This is a genomic window from Paenibacillus sp. FSL E2-0190, assembly GCF_037992965.1.
Taxonomy (GTDB): domain Bacteria; phylum Bacillota; class Bacilli; order Paenibacillales; family Paenibacillaceae; genus Paenibacillus_AQ; species Paenibacillus_AQ odorifer.
Genome location: NZ_CP150306.1, coordinates 1,719,758 through 1,736,657 on the forward strand (window position 1 = coordinate 1,719,758; position 16,900 = coordinate 1,736,657).

General features: G+C 45.7%; 16 protein-coding genes. 6 read left to right on the forward strand and 10 right to left on the reverse strand.

What is annotated here, in order from left to right; all coding sequences use genetic code 11:
* Nucleotides 1–19: 19 nt before the first annotated feature.
* The gene (locus NST25_RS07400) at nt 20–1,228 is read right to left on the reverse strand and encodes an MFS transporter (RefSeq protein ID WP_076185319.1); all 1,209 of its coding nucleotides are present in this window, start codon (nt 1,226–1,228) and stop codon (nt 20–22) included.
* 119 nt (nt 1,229–1,347) lie between these two features.
* On the reverse strand, nt 1,348–2,523 hold the full coding sequence (locus tag NST25_RS07405) for a serine hydrolase domain-containing protein (RefSeq protein ID WP_248547722.1): 1,176 nt from the start codon (nt 2,521–2,523) through the stop codon (nt 1,348–1,350).
* 172 nt (nt 2,524–2,695) lie between these two features.
* Between NST25_RS07405 and NST25_RS07410 the strand changes: the two genes are divergently transcribed.
* Nucleotides 2,696–3,154, forward strand: a complete 459-nt coding sequence (locus NST25_RS07410) for an Lrp/AsnC family transcriptional regulator (RefSeq protein ID WP_076185318.1) — start codon at nt 2,696–2,698, stop codon at nt 3,152–3,154.
* A 124-nt stretch (nt 3,155–3,278) separates the two neighbouring features.
* On the opposite strand, the gene NST25_RS07415 is transcribed toward NST25_RS07410, so the two are convergent.
* The 7 genes from NST25_RS07415 to NST25_RS07445 all read right to left on the reverse strand — a co-directional run bounded on the left by NST25_RS07415 (nt 3,279) and on the right by NST25_RS07445 (nt 10,172).
* A complete protein-coding gene (locus NST25_RS07415; protein ID WP_076193432.1) occupies nt 3,279–3,473 on the reverse strand; it encodes a helix-turn-helix domain-containing protein in 195 nt (64 codons plus the stop codon).
* A 227-nt stretch (nt 3,474–3,700) separates the two neighbouring features.
* Nucleotides 3,701–4,627 (reverse strand): HAMP domain-containing sensor histidine kinase, encoded by a 927-nt coding sequence (locus NST25_RS07420; protein ID WP_340393682.1) that lies wholly within the window; start codon nt 4,625–4,627, stop codon nt 3,701–3,703.
* Nucleotides 4,628–4,649: 22 nt separating this feature from the next.
* Nucleotides 4,650–5,411, reverse strand: coding sequence for an ABC transporter permease (locus NST25_RS07425; RefSeq protein WP_340393684.1), 762 nt, complete (start codon nt 5,409–5,411; stop codon nt 4,650–4,652).
* Nucleotides 5,404–6,327 carry an ABC transporter ATP-binding protein gene (locus tag NST25_RS07430; protein ID WP_340393685.1) on the reverse strand — a complete coding sequence of 308 codons (924 nt, stop codon included), beginning with the start codon at nt 6,325–6,327 and terminating at the stop codon, nt 5,404–5,406. The genes NST25_RS07425 and NST25_RS07430 overlap by 8 nt, the downstream gene beginning before the upstream one ends.
* An 82-nt stretch (nt 6,328–6,409) precedes the next feature.
* A complete protein-coding gene (locus NST25_RS07435; protein WP_076125214.1) occupies nt 6,410–7,102 on the reverse strand; it encodes a response regulator transcription factor in 693 nt (230 codons plus the stop codon).
* A gap of 208 nt (nt 7,103–7,310) precedes the next feature.
* Nucleotides 7,311–9,881 carry an FAD-dependent oxidoreductase gene (locus tag NST25_RS07440; RefSeq protein ID WP_340393687.1) on the reverse strand — a complete coding sequence of 857 codons (2,571 nt, stop codon included), beginning with the start codon at nt 9,879–9,881 and terminating at the stop codon, nt 7,311–7,313.
* Nucleotides 9,882–9,887: 6 nt separating this feature from the next.
* Nucleotides 9,888–10,172 carry a metalloregulator ArsR/SmtB family transcription factor gene (locus tag NST25_RS07445; protein ID WP_036675735.1) on the reverse strand — a complete coding sequence of 95 codons (285 nt, stop codon included), beginning with the start codon at nt 10,170–10,172 and terminating at the stop codon, nt 9,888–9,890.
* A 101-nt stretch (nt 10,173–10,273) separates the two neighbouring features.
* Between NST25_RS07445 and NST25_RS07450 the strand changes: the two genes are divergently transcribed.
* From NST25_RS07450 to NST25_RS07470, 5 genes are all read left to right on the forward strand, one after another.
* Nucleotides 10,274–10,594: a rhodanese-like domain-containing protein gene (locus NST25_RS07450; RefSeq protein ID WP_076185313.1), complete on the forward strand. Its 321-nt coding sequence runs from the start codon at nt 10,274–10,276 to the stop codon at nt 10,592–10,594.
* Between the two features lie 4 nt (nt 10,595–10,598).
* Nucleotides 10,599–11,018: a rhodanese-like domain-containing protein gene (locus NST25_RS07455; protein ID WP_076185312.1), complete on the forward strand. Its 420-nt coding sequence runs from the start codon at nt 10,599–10,601 to the stop codon at nt 11,016–11,018.
* 1,327 nt (nt 11,019–12,345) lie between these two features.
* Complete coding sequence (locus tag NST25_RS07460) at nt 12,346–13,023, forward strand: hypothetical protein (RefSeq protein ID WP_340393691.1); 678 nt, start codon at nt 12,346–12,348, stop codon at nt 13,021–13,023.
* Between the two features lie 65 nt (nt 13,024–13,088).
* On the forward strand, nt 13,089–13,427 hold the full coding sequence (locus tag NST25_RS07465; RefSeq protein ID WP_340393694.1) for a hypothetical protein: 339 nt from the start codon (nt 13,089–13,091) through the stop codon (nt 13,425–13,427).
* A 141-nt stretch (nt 13,428–13,568) separates the two neighbouring features.
* Nucleotides 13,569–16,400 (forward strand): glycoside hydrolase family 3 C-terminal domain-containing protein, encoded by a 2,832-nt coding sequence (locus NST25_RS07470; protein WP_340393696.1) that lies wholly within the window; start codon nt 13,569–13,571, stop codon nt 16,398–16,400.
* A gap of 139 nt (nt 16,401–16,539) precedes the next feature.
* Here NST25_RS07470 and NST25_RS07475 read toward each other — a convergent pair whose 3' ends face one another.
* Nucleotides 16,540–16,878, reverse strand: a complete 339-nt coding sequence (locus tag NST25_RS07475) for a hypothetical protein (protein WP_076185308.1) — start codon at nt 16,876–16,878, stop codon at nt 16,540–16,542.
* Nucleotides 16,879–16,900 lie beyond the last annotated feature (22 nt).

Here is a 16,900-nt window from a genome sequence, read left to right on the forward strand (position 1 = left end):
TAAACTCGATAGGTGTGCCTCAACGTTTCCTTGAAGGAAATCCGTAATCTTTAGCGCGCCACGCTACTAGCAGCGCAAGAATCAATAGTATAAACATTACCCACGGGAAGGAGCGGACACCAAGTGTTTCAATAAGAATTCCGCCTATCACTCCGCCACCGCCAATAGCTAGGTTCCATGCCGTCACCAGCATCGATTGGGCCACATCCGCACTTTCGCCAGCGGTTTCGGCAACGGCTGTCTGTAGCAAAGTAGCTGCTCCTCCGAACGTCAACCCCCATACACCAACCACTAAATAGATCACTATGGGCTGGCTGCTACTAATGCCTAGTACAATGGATGACAAGGCAAAAGCAGCTAGGCTGATCAGAACCAATGGACGTAGTTTGCGGTCGATCAAAATACCGATGACCCAGATGCCAACAAGCGCTGTAATGCCGAAAACAAGCAATACCAAGTCAACCCGCTGGGTTAGCCCGGCCTGAGTAAGATAGGGGGCAATATAGGTATACAAGATGTTGTGTGCTAGTACCCATACCAGAACGACAAACAATACCGGCCGTACTCCCGGAATAACAAAAACCTTGTAGAGAGGGAGCCGTTTATCAGGGGCTTCTCCTGGATAGTCCGGTAGCTTCCAAAATACCCAAGCGATCAGCATGAGAGCTAATAGCGACATGAACCCGAAGATAGAGCGCCAGCCTACAAGGGTGCCAAGAAGGGTTCCAGCAGGGACACCGAGTGCCAGAGCGAGAGGTGTGCCAACCATCGCTACCGCCATTGCTCGTCCCTTGAGTGACTCCGGCACCATGCGCCGGGCGTAACCTGCTATCATGCCCCATAAGACTCCAGCGGATACGCCGGCGAAGAACCGAGCTGTTAGCGTAAGTATATAATTGGAAGAAAAAGTGGTGACGGTGTTGAATATGAGAAAACCAAGGATGCACATTAGTAGCAGTGGTCGCCGCCGCCATCCACGCGTCACGGTAGTTAAGGGAATCGCGGCCAACAGGGAACCAAGAGCATACAAAGTGACAAGTTGACCGGCAAGGGCCTCGGAGACACCAAGCCCCTCACCTATTTGGAGCAACAAGCCTGCCGGAATCGTTTCGGTAAGAATACAGATAAACCCCGTCATAGCTAAGGCGAGTAATCCAGCCCATGGCAGACGTTCAGAAGAGGGAGTGCTGGGGGCACTTTGTGTGGCAGAAGATGTGTTTTGGCTCATAGAGAGGCCCCTCTCTTATATAATTTTAGCAAACTCAATGATATAGACGACGAATAGGGTCTACTGGACAGAGAGCCTAGGCTGGTTCATTCCGGACCCAGGCTTCTTGTGTTCATGCTCTATTTATTACGTCTATCATAAATGGCATCACAAAGGTCTACAGTAAACTGACCCGACATGCCTTCCAATGCGGTATTAGTGAAAGCGACGACACTGAGGCGTTGCTTGGGATCTACGAACCACGAATGACCATAAGTACCACCCATGCGCCAAGTACCCGGAGATTCTGGAGTGTCTGCGGCGACAGGATCCTTTAGTACCGTGATGCCTAGGCCAAAGCCTCGTCCTGGCCAGAAGGCCATTGGCAGATCACCGATCTGGTTGGTCGTCATATCGTGAACCAGTGACTCCGGTAGCAGCGGCGCTCCGCCCTTACGTAATGTTTCCAGCAGTTGCAAAAAATCTCCGGCGCTGCCGACCATGCCAGCTCCTCCAGAAGGATAGGCAGTAGTGTCAAGTGCTCGGCTAGGGGCAAGCAGGAACCCAGCCGTTCCCTCCACAAAGGCAATACTGTCAGGATCAAGTAAGGGCCGTGGCTCTGGAGTATCATTGGCATAGGAAGTGGCCAGCCGTTCTCGATCGACTGCAATAAAACCCGTGTCGCTCATGCCAAGCGGCTTGGTCACGAGTGAATGTACAGCCTCACTGAGCGGTGTTTCTGTGACCTTTGCAATTACTGCTCCCAGCACATCTGTCGCGATGGAATATTTCCACTCGGTACCTGGCGTATAAAGGAGGGGGACAGAGGCAAGACGGCGCAGGTTCTCTTCCAATGTGATGCCGGACTGATCCATACCATCTGATACCCCTGCTGACTGATAGGAACCCTTCTCTTCTTGGAAAAATCGGTAAGACAGGCCCGCGGTGTGCGTCATCAAATGACGAATCGTCAAGGAAGCGAACTCGCCATTCTGCAAACGCGGCTGAAACTCTGGAAGCCAACGATCAACGCGGTCGTCCAGTTGTAGACGACCTTGCGCAACTAATACTAGGCCTGCCGTTGAAACGATAGGTTTAGTAACTGAAGCGAGCCGGAATAAGGCATCTTCTCGCATAAGTCGGCCTAGCTCGCGGTCGGCAAAACCGGCAGCACGGCTATAAACCAGTTCCCCATCTATCGCCACTTTAATGACAGCACCGACCAAGCGCTTGTCAGCGAGGGTTCGATCGATTACTCTATCGATGCGACCTGATAAACATTCTGTAATTATTTTATTTGAATCCAATATACTCAACGGTCTTCATCCCTTCGGAATAGTTAAAGTCAAGAACACTTTACTATTGTAGGGTTATTATATATAACAAGTTATCTTGATTACATAAGGCAACTAAGCTAAATTAGCTTTATAACGGTTAATTACAATCTAGTTAATATAGAAAACCTTAAATTTAAAGGAGGCGATTTTGATGGACCATGTTGATAAGCAAATTCTTTTCCATCTTCAAAATCAAGCAAGAATTTCTATGACAGAGCTGGGCAAATGTGTCGGTTTATCGCAACCTGCGGTTACGGAGAGAGTTAGGCGTATGGAGGAAAAAGGCATCATCAGCGAATATCGCACCATAATTTCTCCTGAAAAGATTGGGAAACAAGCAGCTGCCTACATGTTATTTCATTCTAGGGATTGTAATGCATTCCTTGATTTCTGCCGCTCAAGTCCTGATGTCGTCGAATGTTACCGTATAAGTGGGGAACACAACTACTTATTGAAGGTAGTAACCGACTCTACACGAGCCCTCGAGGAGTTCGGAAATCAATGTGACAAATACGGTACTTACACGATTCTGATCGTGATGTCATCGCCAATCGATCATAAATTTCTTATACCCTCGCTTGAAGAAGCAAGCCTAAACTTGCTGAGTTAGATTTTAAACATAATCCGTTAGCCTGTCGTAACAAAAAAAAGACTCTTCTATATAAATAGAGGAGTCTTTTTGGTTTAGATATTGTAATAAAAATGATTGCAGCTGCTCCTTTTTCGTAGATACATCATGGACTTTCTATCTTATAAGTCTGGCGGTATTTTAGTGGAGAAAGCCCGGTGATTTCCTTAAATACCCGACCAAAGTGAGTCATATTATCAAATCCAACATTTTCAGCTATCTTGGCTACTTTAAAGGCAGTATTGATTAACAAGGCACGAGCTTCCTGGTGGCGATAAATATAAATAAGCAGCTCAAACATAAGTGTTTTTAAATAGAATTCATAGCCGGGAGGTTGCTTCGTAAATTCAGAGACCCTTTTATTGAATAATTTCTCGATAAAGTTTTGTTCAGAACCATGAACCTGAACGGGTGGGAGATCAGTTCGAAGAAGTCCGGAAAAACCTGTAGGCCATTGGCTATCGGGAATGAGCTACCTTCCATAAACGGGTTAGAACAATGGTTAGTCTAGACCAACTATAAAATGAATTAAGTAGCCAAGCTAATGCCAGCATCGCCTAGTTTCCAACGGCAGGTCATTATCAGCTTCTCACCCTCCATTTCGGCTGTCAGCGTGCCACCCATTTTATTCATTAGACTTTTGGCGATGGAGAGACCCAGCCCGGAAGCTTGAGAAGATCGGGTACGGTCTGCGGTATAGAATCGGTCAAATAAGAGGTTAATATCGCTTCCGACTAGTTCCTTCGCATCGTTTACAATTGTTAAGTCAGCTGTTTCCTGCTGTCGTTCGAAATGGATTTCTACATACCCGGTCGCATGTTTGACCGTATTGACAAGTAAATTTTCGACAACTCTCCGCACAGCGGATTCATCGGCGTATACGGATACATTTTCCTCAGGTAGTCGTATATCCGGTGTAATATTGCGTTCGTTGAAAGAATCGTAAAATCCGACCAGAATTTCCGAGAGCAGGGCCGTCATCCCAAGCTTTTCCGTATGTAGAGGATAATCTAGCGATTCGATCAAGGAAAGCTCAAAAAAATCATTCAGCAGCGCCTGCAGCCGTTTCGTCCGATTTTTAACGATGGAAACATATTCAAGTTTTTCATCAGGGGTAATAGACTCATCCTCCAACAGTTGAATATAACCGAAGATGGAGGTGAGGGGTGTACGGATATCATGTGAGATATTCGTAACAGCCTGACGGAATTCTTGTTCGACACGTTTTCGCTGGGCGTCCGCTTCGACGATTAAATCAGATTGACGATTGATTTGTCCTGCAAGCGCCTCAAGCTTCTGGTCGAATAGAGCCACATCAATTTTTTTACCGGATGCTCGCTCGTTGTAGGTATGCAATTGCCCTGTTATCCGCCCTAGTTCTCGCCTTAACATCAACAAACGGAAAAGCAGGAGAGCTCCTGCCGCAAACAATATGATTGTCAGAATAAGCAACACTCTCCTGCACCTCCTATTTGTGTTATTTAATTTCTTTTCGTTGGAATACGAGAATACCGAGTACCCCGGAAACGGCTATTGTCAACAACGGCACGAGTAGAAGTGCTGGCCAATCTCCACTGTCGATACTGGGCTTACCGATATCGCTCACCCGTTTGAAGATGGAATAATCGTACAAATTACTAAAGAAAGAGATCTTCGAACCTATACTAGCCAAAACCGTATCGATCATAAGGAAGAAAATCATTGAGAAGCCGATAGTTTTGCCGCTGTCGGTTAGGATTACGGTGAACAGCGCCCCGATGGCTGCGTAACCAGCCGTGTACAATAACGTTAGCCCGAGGGCTCGCGGTATAAAAAGTGTAGTGCTTCCTTCCGGCAGATGACCGAAACCCGAAAGCAGCGTGACTTCGACTGTGCTGACAATAGGAAAGACGAGCGAAATCGCCATGGCTCCAACTGCGAATACGATTAGTTTTGCTGCGAACAGCCGCCCTCTGGTGTTGCCCGAAGAGGCGATCGTCTTCATGACCCCTGTGGAATATTCGTTTGAGATAAAGAATCCAGCCAGAATGGCTACGCCGAATTTAATAATGTAGGCATTGCTTGAAATAAAGGTAGTCAGAAATTCAGCGCCGGTGATCTGAGGTTCCCCATTGGACCGATGATCAAAATAATATAGCAATGGGTAAGCAAGCGAGAGAACGGAAAGTGCCAATAGAAAAGTCCAAAATGATCTATTCTTACGGAGCTTGAAAAACTCCACTCTGATCAGATTATACATTTGGGTTCCCCCCAATCCGCTTTGTAAAATAACTTTCCAAGTCTTCACCCATAGGCATAAACTTCTCTATCTCGAGGCCGGCATTGAATAACGCTGTTGATACTTTGCCTGGCTGCTCAATACGGCTATACAACTTGATGGTTCCATCCTGCATCACTTCGAAATCGGCCGTACCCAGCTCGTTCTGAATGACGGCTGTTGCCTTGCCCGGATCATCCACTTTGATAAATAAATACTGCTGACATTTCTCGTTTAATTCCTCCGCAGTGAGTTGTTCAAGCAACTGACCGTGATGAATAATGCCATAATGACTTGCCATTAAATGCAGCTCACTTAGAATATGACTTGAGATCATTATCGTAATGCCTAGCTCACGGTTTAGTCGCTTGAGCAGTTCGCGCATTTCGACGACACCCATCGGATCCAACCCATTAGTTGGCTCGTCCAGAATCAGAAATTCTGGATCTCCCAGTAAGGCGATGGCAAGACCTAACCGCTGCTTCATTCCAAGTGAGAAATTTCTGGCTTTCTTCTTTCCGGCGCCCTGCAGTCCAACTTGCTCTAGCATTCTAGGAACACAATCTTTGCCGGGAATACCACGTAGAATCCGGTTTGCTTCTAAATTTTCACTCGCAGTCATATGGGGGAATAAAGCGGGACTCTCGATAATCGAGCCGATTCGCTTACGAGCCTGGATCAGGGCTTGCTCTTCACTGGCTCCGAACAGCTCGATCGTCCCCTGAGTCGGAAAAGCAAGTCCGGTCACAATCCGGATTAATGTTGATTTTCCGGCTCCATTTTGTCCAATAAAACCATAAATAGAGCCTTTACGGATTGACAAATTGACTTTGTCCAGCGCTGTATGGCCCTTGAACTTTTTGGATAGCTGATTTGTTTTTAATACATACTCGTACATCTCGTCTTGGCCTCCTTTTCGTGATAGACCAAGTATAGAATTGAAAACATAAGAAGAGCTAAAGCCAAATCTTAAGAATGTCTTAAGGCTTGAGCCGATAACCTATGCCCCATACCGTCTCGATAAATTCGCTTCCTGGTGCGGCCTTGGTTAGCTTGCTGCGCAAGTTGCTCATATGGACATTGACCGTATTATCGTCCCCGTAATATGGCTCGTGCCAGACTCTTTCATACAAATTCGCTTTCGTAAACACCTTTTTGGGGGCTGACAAAAGTAACGAGAGAATTTCAAACTCTAGAGCTGTGAGCGTCAGTTCCACACCATTTGCCGTAATCGACATCGCCTCTCGATGAAGTACAAGACCCTGATGCTGGAGCACGTTAGGCAAAGCCGATTGCGTAATCCGCGAATACAAACGCAGATGAGAATCGATCCGTGCAGAGACTTCCTCAACGTCGAAGGGTTTCGTAATGAAATCATCCGCCCCCGCCCGCAGGGCGGACACCTTGGTCTGGGGCTCACCCTTGGCAGAAATGATAATTACGGACATATCATCCCGCCCGGCAATCTTCTCAAGTAGTTCCTCACCCGACATGCCTGGCAGCATCAGATCCAGTAGCAGCATGCTCCATTGACGTTGCTCCAGATAGAGAAGTGCCTCCGTTCCCGAGTAAGCAGGTTGGGGAATATAGCCGCTTTTCTTGATAATGTTGCACAGCAATCGGTTGATGTCGCTGTCGTCCTCAGCAACAAGAATATGTATCGGGTTATTCATTTAATCTCCTTTATTTACCTGAAATAGGTCGTTATTCGGATGAATGCCTATTAAATAGGATAGCAGGTTTTAGATTCTGTATCCAGATCCAGCCAATTTCTGCATTTGGTTATTCAAATCTATATCACCGATTCTCGTGAGTTCATTTTTATATACGAAAGAGACTCTTCTATTTAAATAGAGGAGTCTCTTTGCGGCGGTAAGGTATTTAGATAAATAGATTATGACCCGACTGATCGGCTTGGCCGAGGTAATAACCAACGCCGCCGATTCCGACACCGTCAATCAGTTCTTCACGAGTGATGCCCATAAGATCCATGGACATTTGGCAGGCGACGATTTCCACACCTTGGTCGATAGCCATCTGAATCAATTCCTCCAAGGAAGAGATATTTTTGCTCTTCATTAGAGAGCGGATCATCTTCGAGCCCATGCCCATCATGTTCATATTTGAAAGCGTCAGCTTCCGGCTGCCGCGTGGCATCATGGCACCGAACATTTTACCGATGAAGTTCTTGTTCACAGGCACCTTTTCATCCTTGCGGATAATATTGAGGCCCCAGAAGGTAAAGAACATTGTGACTTTTTTGCCGCTGGATGCTGCTCCGTTGGCAATGATGAAGGAAGCGATCGCTTTATCCAAATCCCCGCTAAAAACAACCATTGTGCTTGCATTGCTAGTTTGAATTACTTGTGCGCAAGCTCCGGTTGGTGCTGATGCTGAAGTCTCGATAACTCCTTTGCACAGATAAGCTTCGATCATGCCAGTAGGCAGCTTTGTTAGCTGCAAAAGCGTATTGTTGGACATACGAGCCCAAGCCTTGATATCCTCATAAAATCCGGGATCGGAAGCAGTGACCTTCAGGACTTGCCCGTCCAAGAGCGGGTCCATGCTCATTTTAACTTGGATCAGCGGCCCTGGGCAGCACAGTCCGCAGGCATCAAGCACGGAATCAGGTGTTGTGAAAGCTGTAGCGTTAACGGTTGGTGTAACTGTGCCAGTTCCAGTCTCTGTCCCAGTTCCAGTTCCAGTTCCAGTTCCAGTTCCAGTCTCCGTCATTGCTCCCGTTGCTGCGATTTCTTTACTGGCTGCTGGTGTACCAACGTTTGGCGTCAAGTTATCTTTTTTTTTAGGCGTAAATTGGCTCATCTGATAGGTTTTATAACCGCCGGTCAGATTCTTCACACGGTAACCTTTTTGCTGTAAAATCCGGGAAGCGGTGTAGCCTCTGAGTCCAACTTGGCAATACACCCAAATTTCTTTACTAGAGTCAAGCTCGCTTAGCCGACTACGCAGATCATCCACAGGGATGTTAATAGACCCTTCAATATGACCATTAGCATGTTCGATTTCCGAACGTACGTCAACTAAAATGGTATTGTTTTTGTCACGACCTTCTAAATCCTTAGGGACGAATACCGTAGTCAAACCATGCAAAATATTTTCAGCGGCAAATCCAGCCATATTCACCGGATCTTTAGCGGAAGAATAAGGAGGGGCATAAGATAGCTCCAACTCCGTCAAATCAGTGACCGTACCTCTAAAACGAATAACTGTAGCGATATCGTCGATACGTTTGTCTACACCACTGTAACCTACAGCTTGTGCTCCTAGCACCGTACCTTTTGGATCAAAAATCAGTTTCATAGATATCGGGGTTGCCCCCGGATAATAGGTTGCGTGTGAGCTTGGATGTATATAAATCACGTGATACGGCAGACCCAAACGTTGTAATGTTTTTTCGTTATTTCCGGTAGAAGCACCTGTGACTCCAAAAACCTTTATAATAGAAGTCCCTTGTGATCCTTTGTAAGTTGTGCCGAGACCACTGACGTTGTCCGCAGCAATCCGCCCTTGCTTATTGGCAGGACCAGCTAGTGGAATAGCGGTTTTTGTTCCGTTTACGAAATCAACCACCTCAACCGCGTCACCTACAGCGAACACTTGATCCAGATTAGTCTCCATCCGCTCATTGACTAAAATATGGCCGCGGGGACCGAATTCTAAGCCACTGTCCTTCAGAAAAGAGGTATCCGGAGAAACGCCGATAGCCAGCAGAACCATATCACTTTGCAGTACAGTGCCACTTGCTAATTGCACCTGTATTTGTTCTCCCACCTCAGCAAACCCTTGGACCCTATCGGAAAAAATAAGATTAACACCATGCTCGTCGAGTTCTTTTGCCAAAATAGAAGACATTTCAGTATCGAATGGAGCTAATATTTGTGGTCCTGCTTCAATTAAGGAAACTTCCAGACCAGCTTCTCTAAGGTTCTCAGCCATTTCCACACCGATAAATCCACCACCGATCACCACGGCCGAACGTGTGCCTTCCGCAGCGACTTTAGCTTTGACTTTGTCAGTGTCGGGAATGTTACGCAACATGTGTATTTGGGAACTCTCGATACCGGGCAGATTCGGACGAATCGGTTTAGCACCTGGCGATAAAATAAGCGCATCATAGCTCTCTTCATAGGAGCCTTTTTCTATGCTTTCTACTCGCACTTTTTTGTTCACGGGGTCGATAGACACGACTTCACTTTGAATCCGAACATCGATGTTAAAACGTTTATGCATCGCCTCCGGTGTCTGCACCAGCAGCTTGGAGCGGTCCTGAATGGACCCACCGATATAATAAGGAAGTCCGCAATTGGCAAAAGAAATGTACGGATCACGCTCAAACATTACAATATGGGCATCTTCATCTAATCTCCGAAGTCGGGCGGCTGCTGACGCGCCTCCTGCAACACCGCCAACAATTAATATTTTTTTACTCATGATGACTTATTCCTCCCCTAAAAATAACTGAATCAGATGTTTGATTTTTTCGTCTTTAACAGAATAGTTAATCTCCAGCCCATTACGTTCGGTTTCAACGATGCCTAGTGATCTAAGCTTCTGTAAATGCTGGGACACCGTAGATTGTGGAAGATCGAGGCAGTCCTGCATGAAGCTCACGTTGCAGCTGCCCTTTTCCAGAAGTCCCTTGATGATGCACAAGCGCACGGGATGAGCTATAGCCTTTAAGGTTTCGGCGGTTTGGTTATAGGCTTTGAAATTTTTGTCCATGGTAACGAACACCTCGCTTTACAATATCCTTATATCGTAATATTATGATATAGTGATATGTAAATCAAGTTATTTTTATAAAGGTGAAGGAGAGATGCTCGATGTCTTTTAAAATTTCAAAGGAAATTACCCCACAGCAAGTGGCGGAACGCTTGAAGAATGGCGAGACTCTTACCATGTTGGATATACGCGAACCCGCCGAATGGGTGGAGGGACATGTAATGGGTGCTAAACATATCCCGCTTGGACAGCTATTGATGCGCACAGATGAACTGGATTCTCATGGAGAGATAATTGTGATGTGCTTAAGTGGTGGCCGTAGTGGACTGGCTTGTGAGCTGCTGAGTGAAAAGGGGTATAACGTTGTGAACATGACGGGTGGATTAGGCGCTTGGACGGATGATTTTTTGGTACGGGAGTAATGATATGAGCATGATGGTTCGGATCCTACTGAGTATTTTAATTGTCTTTAGTATTGTGAGGTTTTTGCGTTATGCTTGGCCTGTTCGTTCACTTACTTATATAGAAGTCCGTGAGGTTCGCGAATTAGCGGATCAATCATTGGCTATGAAAATGCTCGATGTCAGGGATGCCGTTGATTACCAGAAGGACAGTATCCGTGGTTCGATAAATATTTCGCTGGGGCGGTTACCCTATGTCTGGCAGCACTGTCTATCTCCGGGCGACTCGGTTCTAATTCTTGCAGGAAGTTACTACAAAAGAAATAAAGCCGCGAGAATTCTTTATAAGCAGGGATTTCGTAAGCTATATGCGGTAAATGGTGATTTGTTAGGGAACAAAAGAACGCTCTCCGACATTTCTGTGAAAGGTTGTTGTGAAGGATAATGGATAATGGATTTAAGGTCATTGATTTCCCGTCTCAGGTTGAAGCTGGGGTGTCGAAGTCAGGGGGACGATGGAATGATCTCTTTTGATGCCTATGGGCTAGGGGCTCGGCCTGCACATTTGCTAGGTGAGGGAAGGCAGTGAAGAGGGAGCAATATGTCACTCTAGTTGAGCCGCTATATTAATGTTGCTAAGTTATGATGTTGTAGCTAGATCACTAAATTAATGTTGCTAAGTCGCGATGTTGTGGCTAGGTCGCTATATCAATGTAGCTAAGTCGCGATGTTGTAGCTAGGCCGCTAAGTCAATGTAGCTAAGTCGCGATGTTGTAGCTAGGCCGCTAAATCAATGTAGCTAAGTCGCAATGTTGTAGCTAGGCTGCTAAGTCAATGTAACTAAGTCGCAATGTTATAGCTAGGCGGCTAAGTCAATGCAACTAAGTCGCAATGTTATAACTAGGCGGCTAAGTCAATGCAACTAAGTCGCAATCCAGTCAGCCTCATCTCGAACTCAGTTTTAATTGCATTTTGTGCAGTTAAACTTCAGTAGTTTTAGGAAAAGTAACAGTTAACTGCACTTTGTACATCTAAATTTGATCATTTACGCTTAACTACCTAATGTTTCCTTTTTTAGTTGTAGAAAGTACAACTAAATGGACTTTTAGGGGGATAAGAGTTAAATAGTTGCATGAAATACAATTAAATAGAAAAAGCACAGGTCGATAGCCAGTGAATAGTGGAGAATGGGAGACGATTTCGGACAATTTCAAAAAGGTAGGTCGAATAATATTATTCTAGCGGAACTTAGTCAAACCGAGATTACTTTAACGGAACCTACTATATAAAACCTACTATATAAAACCTACTATATAAAACCTACTATATTGAGCTAAATCTAGTCGTCTAACTCAAATGTAGTTTACTTAACCAAGATTGCTCTTGCTGAGTTAATTCTAACTGAACTGTACTGATCTAACTGTAACTGAACCTTGTAATGAACTAACTCTAGCTGAACTAACTATAGTGATCTAACTGTAGCTGGACTACTGTAGTGATCTAACTCAAGCTGAACTGACTGTAGTGATCTAACTCTAGCTGAACTGACTGTAGTGATCTGCCTCTAGCTGAACTTACTTTAATGCAATATACTTTAACCAATGTGATTTTTTAATAGGTAAGCATGTTTAGCTTGAGTGCTATCGTTGAATGTAGAGTGTCATTGACAGCATAAGAAGGCGAATACTATACTTCTGAGTAATAGGACGAAGTACGTCCCGCATCCATAATTGGGTGCGGGATTTTTTTATGCCAAGGAGGAGGAGAATGTTATGGGGTTTACGGAAGAACATCGTAAGTGGGTGGAAGATCATATTAGTCGAAGAACGGGAGAAAGACGGGGGAGATTGGAGCGGGGACATGGGCATGGTGAGCGAATGTTTGCGGAGAAGGTCTGGTGGCCAATGATGGGTCATTTTAATGATCTTCATCCTGAATATGAAGTGTTGGATTGGCGGGGATGGCCTTATTTTGTTGATTATGCGTGGAAGCCTGGGCAGGTTAAGTTTGCTTTTGAGGTAAAAGGTTACGGCCCACATGTGCAAAACACAGATCGGACGCGTTATCGGCAGGAATTGAATCGAGAGACTTATCTACAAATCGCGGGTTATCGGGTAGTGGCGATACCATATGATGATCTGGAAGCGAGTCCTGAGAATACTATTTTTTTGTTGAGATCATTACTGATGCCGTACCTCGCTTTAAGGACAGAAGAGAAGGAGGCGTTTAGTCGACTGGAGCGTGATATTTTGCAAATTGCGGTGCGTTCGAGCGGGGACATTCGGCCTGTTGATTTGGTGAGGGAGCTTGGAATTCATCCGCGTACGGCTAGAAAAGGATTGGGTACACTATGTGAAAAAGGGATATTTAGTCCAGTGGTTTCAATAGAAAGTGGTAGAGTTTGTAGGTATGAGTATAAGCATTCTTTTAAGGATAATCAGATATGGTAAGGCTACTATTTTAATAAGGGCAAAATGCCCTAGATATCATCCGAATGGTGGGAGTCAGTCGAAAGATGGGCAAAAATGCCCTAGATATCATCCGAATGGTGGGAGTCAGGCGAAAGAAGGGCAAAAATGCCCTAGATATCATCCGAATGGTGGGAATTGGTCGAAAGAGAGGCAAAAATGCCCTAGATATCATCCGAATGGTGGGAGTCAAGCGAAAGAGAGGCAAAAATGCCCTAAATATTCATCCGAATGGTGGGAGTCAGGCGAAAGAAGGGCAAAAATGCCCTAAATATCATCCGATTGGTGGGAGTCAGGCAAAAGAAGGGCAAAAATGCTCTAGATATCATCCGAATGGTGGGAGCCAGGAGAAAGAGAGGCCCCCTAAATCTCTAATTATGACCTGATTTCTATTTAGATTGTTAAGGTGTTGCGGAGGAGGGGAATCTTCTATGATTAGATGGATAGGACGTATGGGTGTTTTTTCGAAGGATTGTCCTCGAGAATGAATGAAACCGCTATCAACAAGAGACGAAGGAGCGATTTTGATGGGAACAGATATAGCTAAATATCCATTTCAACAGATTGATTTACCTTTAAATGAGCGAGTGCAGGATCTGATCTCCAGACTAACACTTGATGAAAAAGTAAGCCTGATGCCTCAGTATCAAGCTGCCATAGAGCGTTTGGGTGTTGGGGCTTACAAGCATGGTACGGAAGCGGCGCACGGGATTTCTTGGCTTGGAAAAGCAACTTCTTTTCCTCAGCCGAGCGGATTGGCTTGTACTTGGAATCCAGAGCTGCTGAAGGAGATTGGTTCGGCCATCGGAGATGAAGCTAGAGCCTTTTACAAAAAGAATCCAACGGTGAACGGTCTGACGTTATGGGCGCCAACGGTGGATATGGAACGTGATCCGCGTTGGGGAAGAACCGAGGAAGCTTACGGCGAAGATCCAGAGTTGACCGGACGCCTCAGCACCTCACTTGTGAAGGGAATCCAGGGTGATCACCCGGTCTATTTGAAAGCGGTAGCAACGCTGAAGCATTTCCTCGGCAACAATAATGAGATTGAACGCGGGAACTGCTCCGCGAGTATTGATCCGAGAAATATGCGGGAGTATTATCTGGAAGCGTTTAAGCCTGCTTTTCGAGAAGGTGGCGCACAGTCCATGATGACCGCTTATAACTCGGTGAATGGCGTACCTGTTATTCTTCATCCGGCAGTAATGGATGTGGTCAAAGGCGAATGGGAAATGGATGGCTTTATCGTAAGCGATGCCGGCGATCTTTTTGGGATTGTGAAGGATCACAAGTATTATGAATCTTTTGCACAATCGATGGCTGAATCTATCAAAAATGGAATTGACAGCGTAACAGAAGAAACCGCAGAGACAATCAAGGTTCTTCACGAAGCACTAGACCAAGGCCTCTTAGCAGAGGAAGATTTGGATCGTGCGCTTGCCAACACTTTCAGAGTTCGTTTCCGTCTGGGAGAGTTCGATCCGGCTGAAGGGAACCCATACGCAGCAATCGACGATTCCGTTATACTTAGCAAAAAACATACCGCACTCTCCTTGGAAGCTGCGAAACAATCTATAGTATTGTTGAAGAATGACCAAGGCACATTGCCATTGAACAAAAGCAGTCTGAGCAAATTGGCGATTATTGGTCCACTTGGTGATGAAGCTTTTAGAGACTGGTATTCTGGCACATTACCTTATGGAGTGACTCCGCTGCAGGGGGTTAGCAAAAAGCTGCCTGGTAAACACGTTACTTTTGAGAGTGGCGCAGATCAGATCATTCTTACTTCAGCCGCAAACGGCCAAGCCATTGGAATCACAGGGGAGGACGGAAGACTGGCTGTACAACATGACATAGCAGAGCACGGAGAATTGTTCCATCATACAGCTTGGGGCTGGACTAGCAATACTCTGAAGGCGACAAGTCGCGGTCAGTATGTAACTTTAAGCGAAGCAGAGACTCTCACAGCATCTGCTGATGAAATTTACGGCTGGTTTGTAAAAGAATCGATTAACATCGTTCCGGAAGGCGAAGATACGGTATCTTTGCGGACCTGGAATGATAAAATGATCTCGGTGAATCCGGAAAATGGAACGCTGCAAGTGGCAGATCAGGATGCCAATGCGCAAGCAGGTCTTTTTAAAAAGAACATCGTAACTAACGGCATAGAGGCTGCAGTAGAAGCTGCCAAGACTGCTGAAATCGCTGTGGTTTTTGTGGGCAACCATCCACTCCTTAACGGAAAAGAAGAAATCGACAGACCGGATATTGTGCTTCCAGAGGAGCAAGAGCGATTGGTTAAAGCTGTCTATGAAGCGAACCCGAATACGGTAGTGGTCATTGTCGGCAGTTACCCGATAACTTCCACTTGGATTGACGAGAACATTCCGGCTGTATTGTATACCTCCCATAGTGGACAAGAGCTGGGCAATGCGGTGGCAGAAGTTCTTTTCGGCGATTACAGTCCTTCCGGCAAGCTGAACATGACTTGGTTTCGTTCTGTAGAACAGCTGCCTGAGCTGATGGATTATGATATTATCAAAGGCAAAAGAACATATATGTACTTTGACGGAGAGCCACTGTATGCGTTTGGACACGGCTTAAGTTATGCCCAAATTTCCTACAGCAACCTAAGCCTAAGCGCTAAGGAGCTGCAAGCGAATGAGACGCTGAAAATTTCTGTTCAAGTAGAGAATACAGGCGTTGTTGATGGGGACGAAGTGGTGCAGCTATATGTGCAAGCTCTGAATTCCCGGGTCAAACGTCCGATTAAACAGTTGAAGGGTTTTGAAAAAGTAAACCTAACCGCAGGTCAATCGCAAACTATAGAGTTTACGTTACCGGTTGCCGAGCTGGCATTCTGGGATGTTACCCGTGAGCAATATTGCGTGGAAAATGGAGAGTATATGGTTCTGATCGGCCGTTCATCTGCTGACATCCAATTATCCGCTCAACTATCGGTCCAGGGGGACGTTATTCCGTCGCGTAATCTGTATATCAATACCAAAGCAGAGAATTACGATGACTACGAAGGCGTATATCTGGACGAGTGCAAAGCAGGCGGTGCTTCCATACATCCGGTAAAAGATGGCGCTTGGATCGCTTTTAAAGATGTATTGTTCGAGCAAGGGGCAGGAGCTTTTGAAGCCTTGGTATCCTCTGCAAAAGGTGGCACCCTTGAGATCAGAACGGGCAGCCCAGCAGGGAAGCTGGTTGGATCTGTGACTGTACCGTCGGGTGGCGTATTGCAGCAGTGGAACACACTTACTGGTGAAGTGTCCGTGGAATCTGAAACTACCGATGTTTATCTCATCTTTAATGGTGAGGTACTGCTTAGCCGTTTTCAATTTAATCAATAAGATAAGCTAGAACGCTCCATCCGCACGGTGCCGAAAAGTTATTAAGCCAAACTCAAGCTAAAATTCTCAGTATCATAAATGAGCATTAAAAAAAGGGCATTCCTGAAGGATCAGGGATGTCCTTTTCGTTTCTTTTCAATTAATCACAACCGCCCCCGCCAGCATCTCCACCCCCACCGAAGTCTCCACCGCCACTATGTCCGCCGTCTCCACCCCAGCTATGCCCCCCGCTGTCAGGTCCAGAATGGTGATGCGAGTGATCTCCGTAGTGATTATGGTGGTGGTTAGAATGATTAGAGTGGTTAGAGTGGTTTGGATCCAGCAGATCCGGATGACTGGCAGCCATAAAAGACATGTTGGCGGCATCATTTTGCCTATTTCTATCAAAGGTACTTTTGTTTGAGCTCGAGCCATTACGTATTACGGCTTGTATAATAATAAATACAGCAACACCTACAAATAGTATCCCAAAAACCATAACGAACCGCTCCTTTCAACTC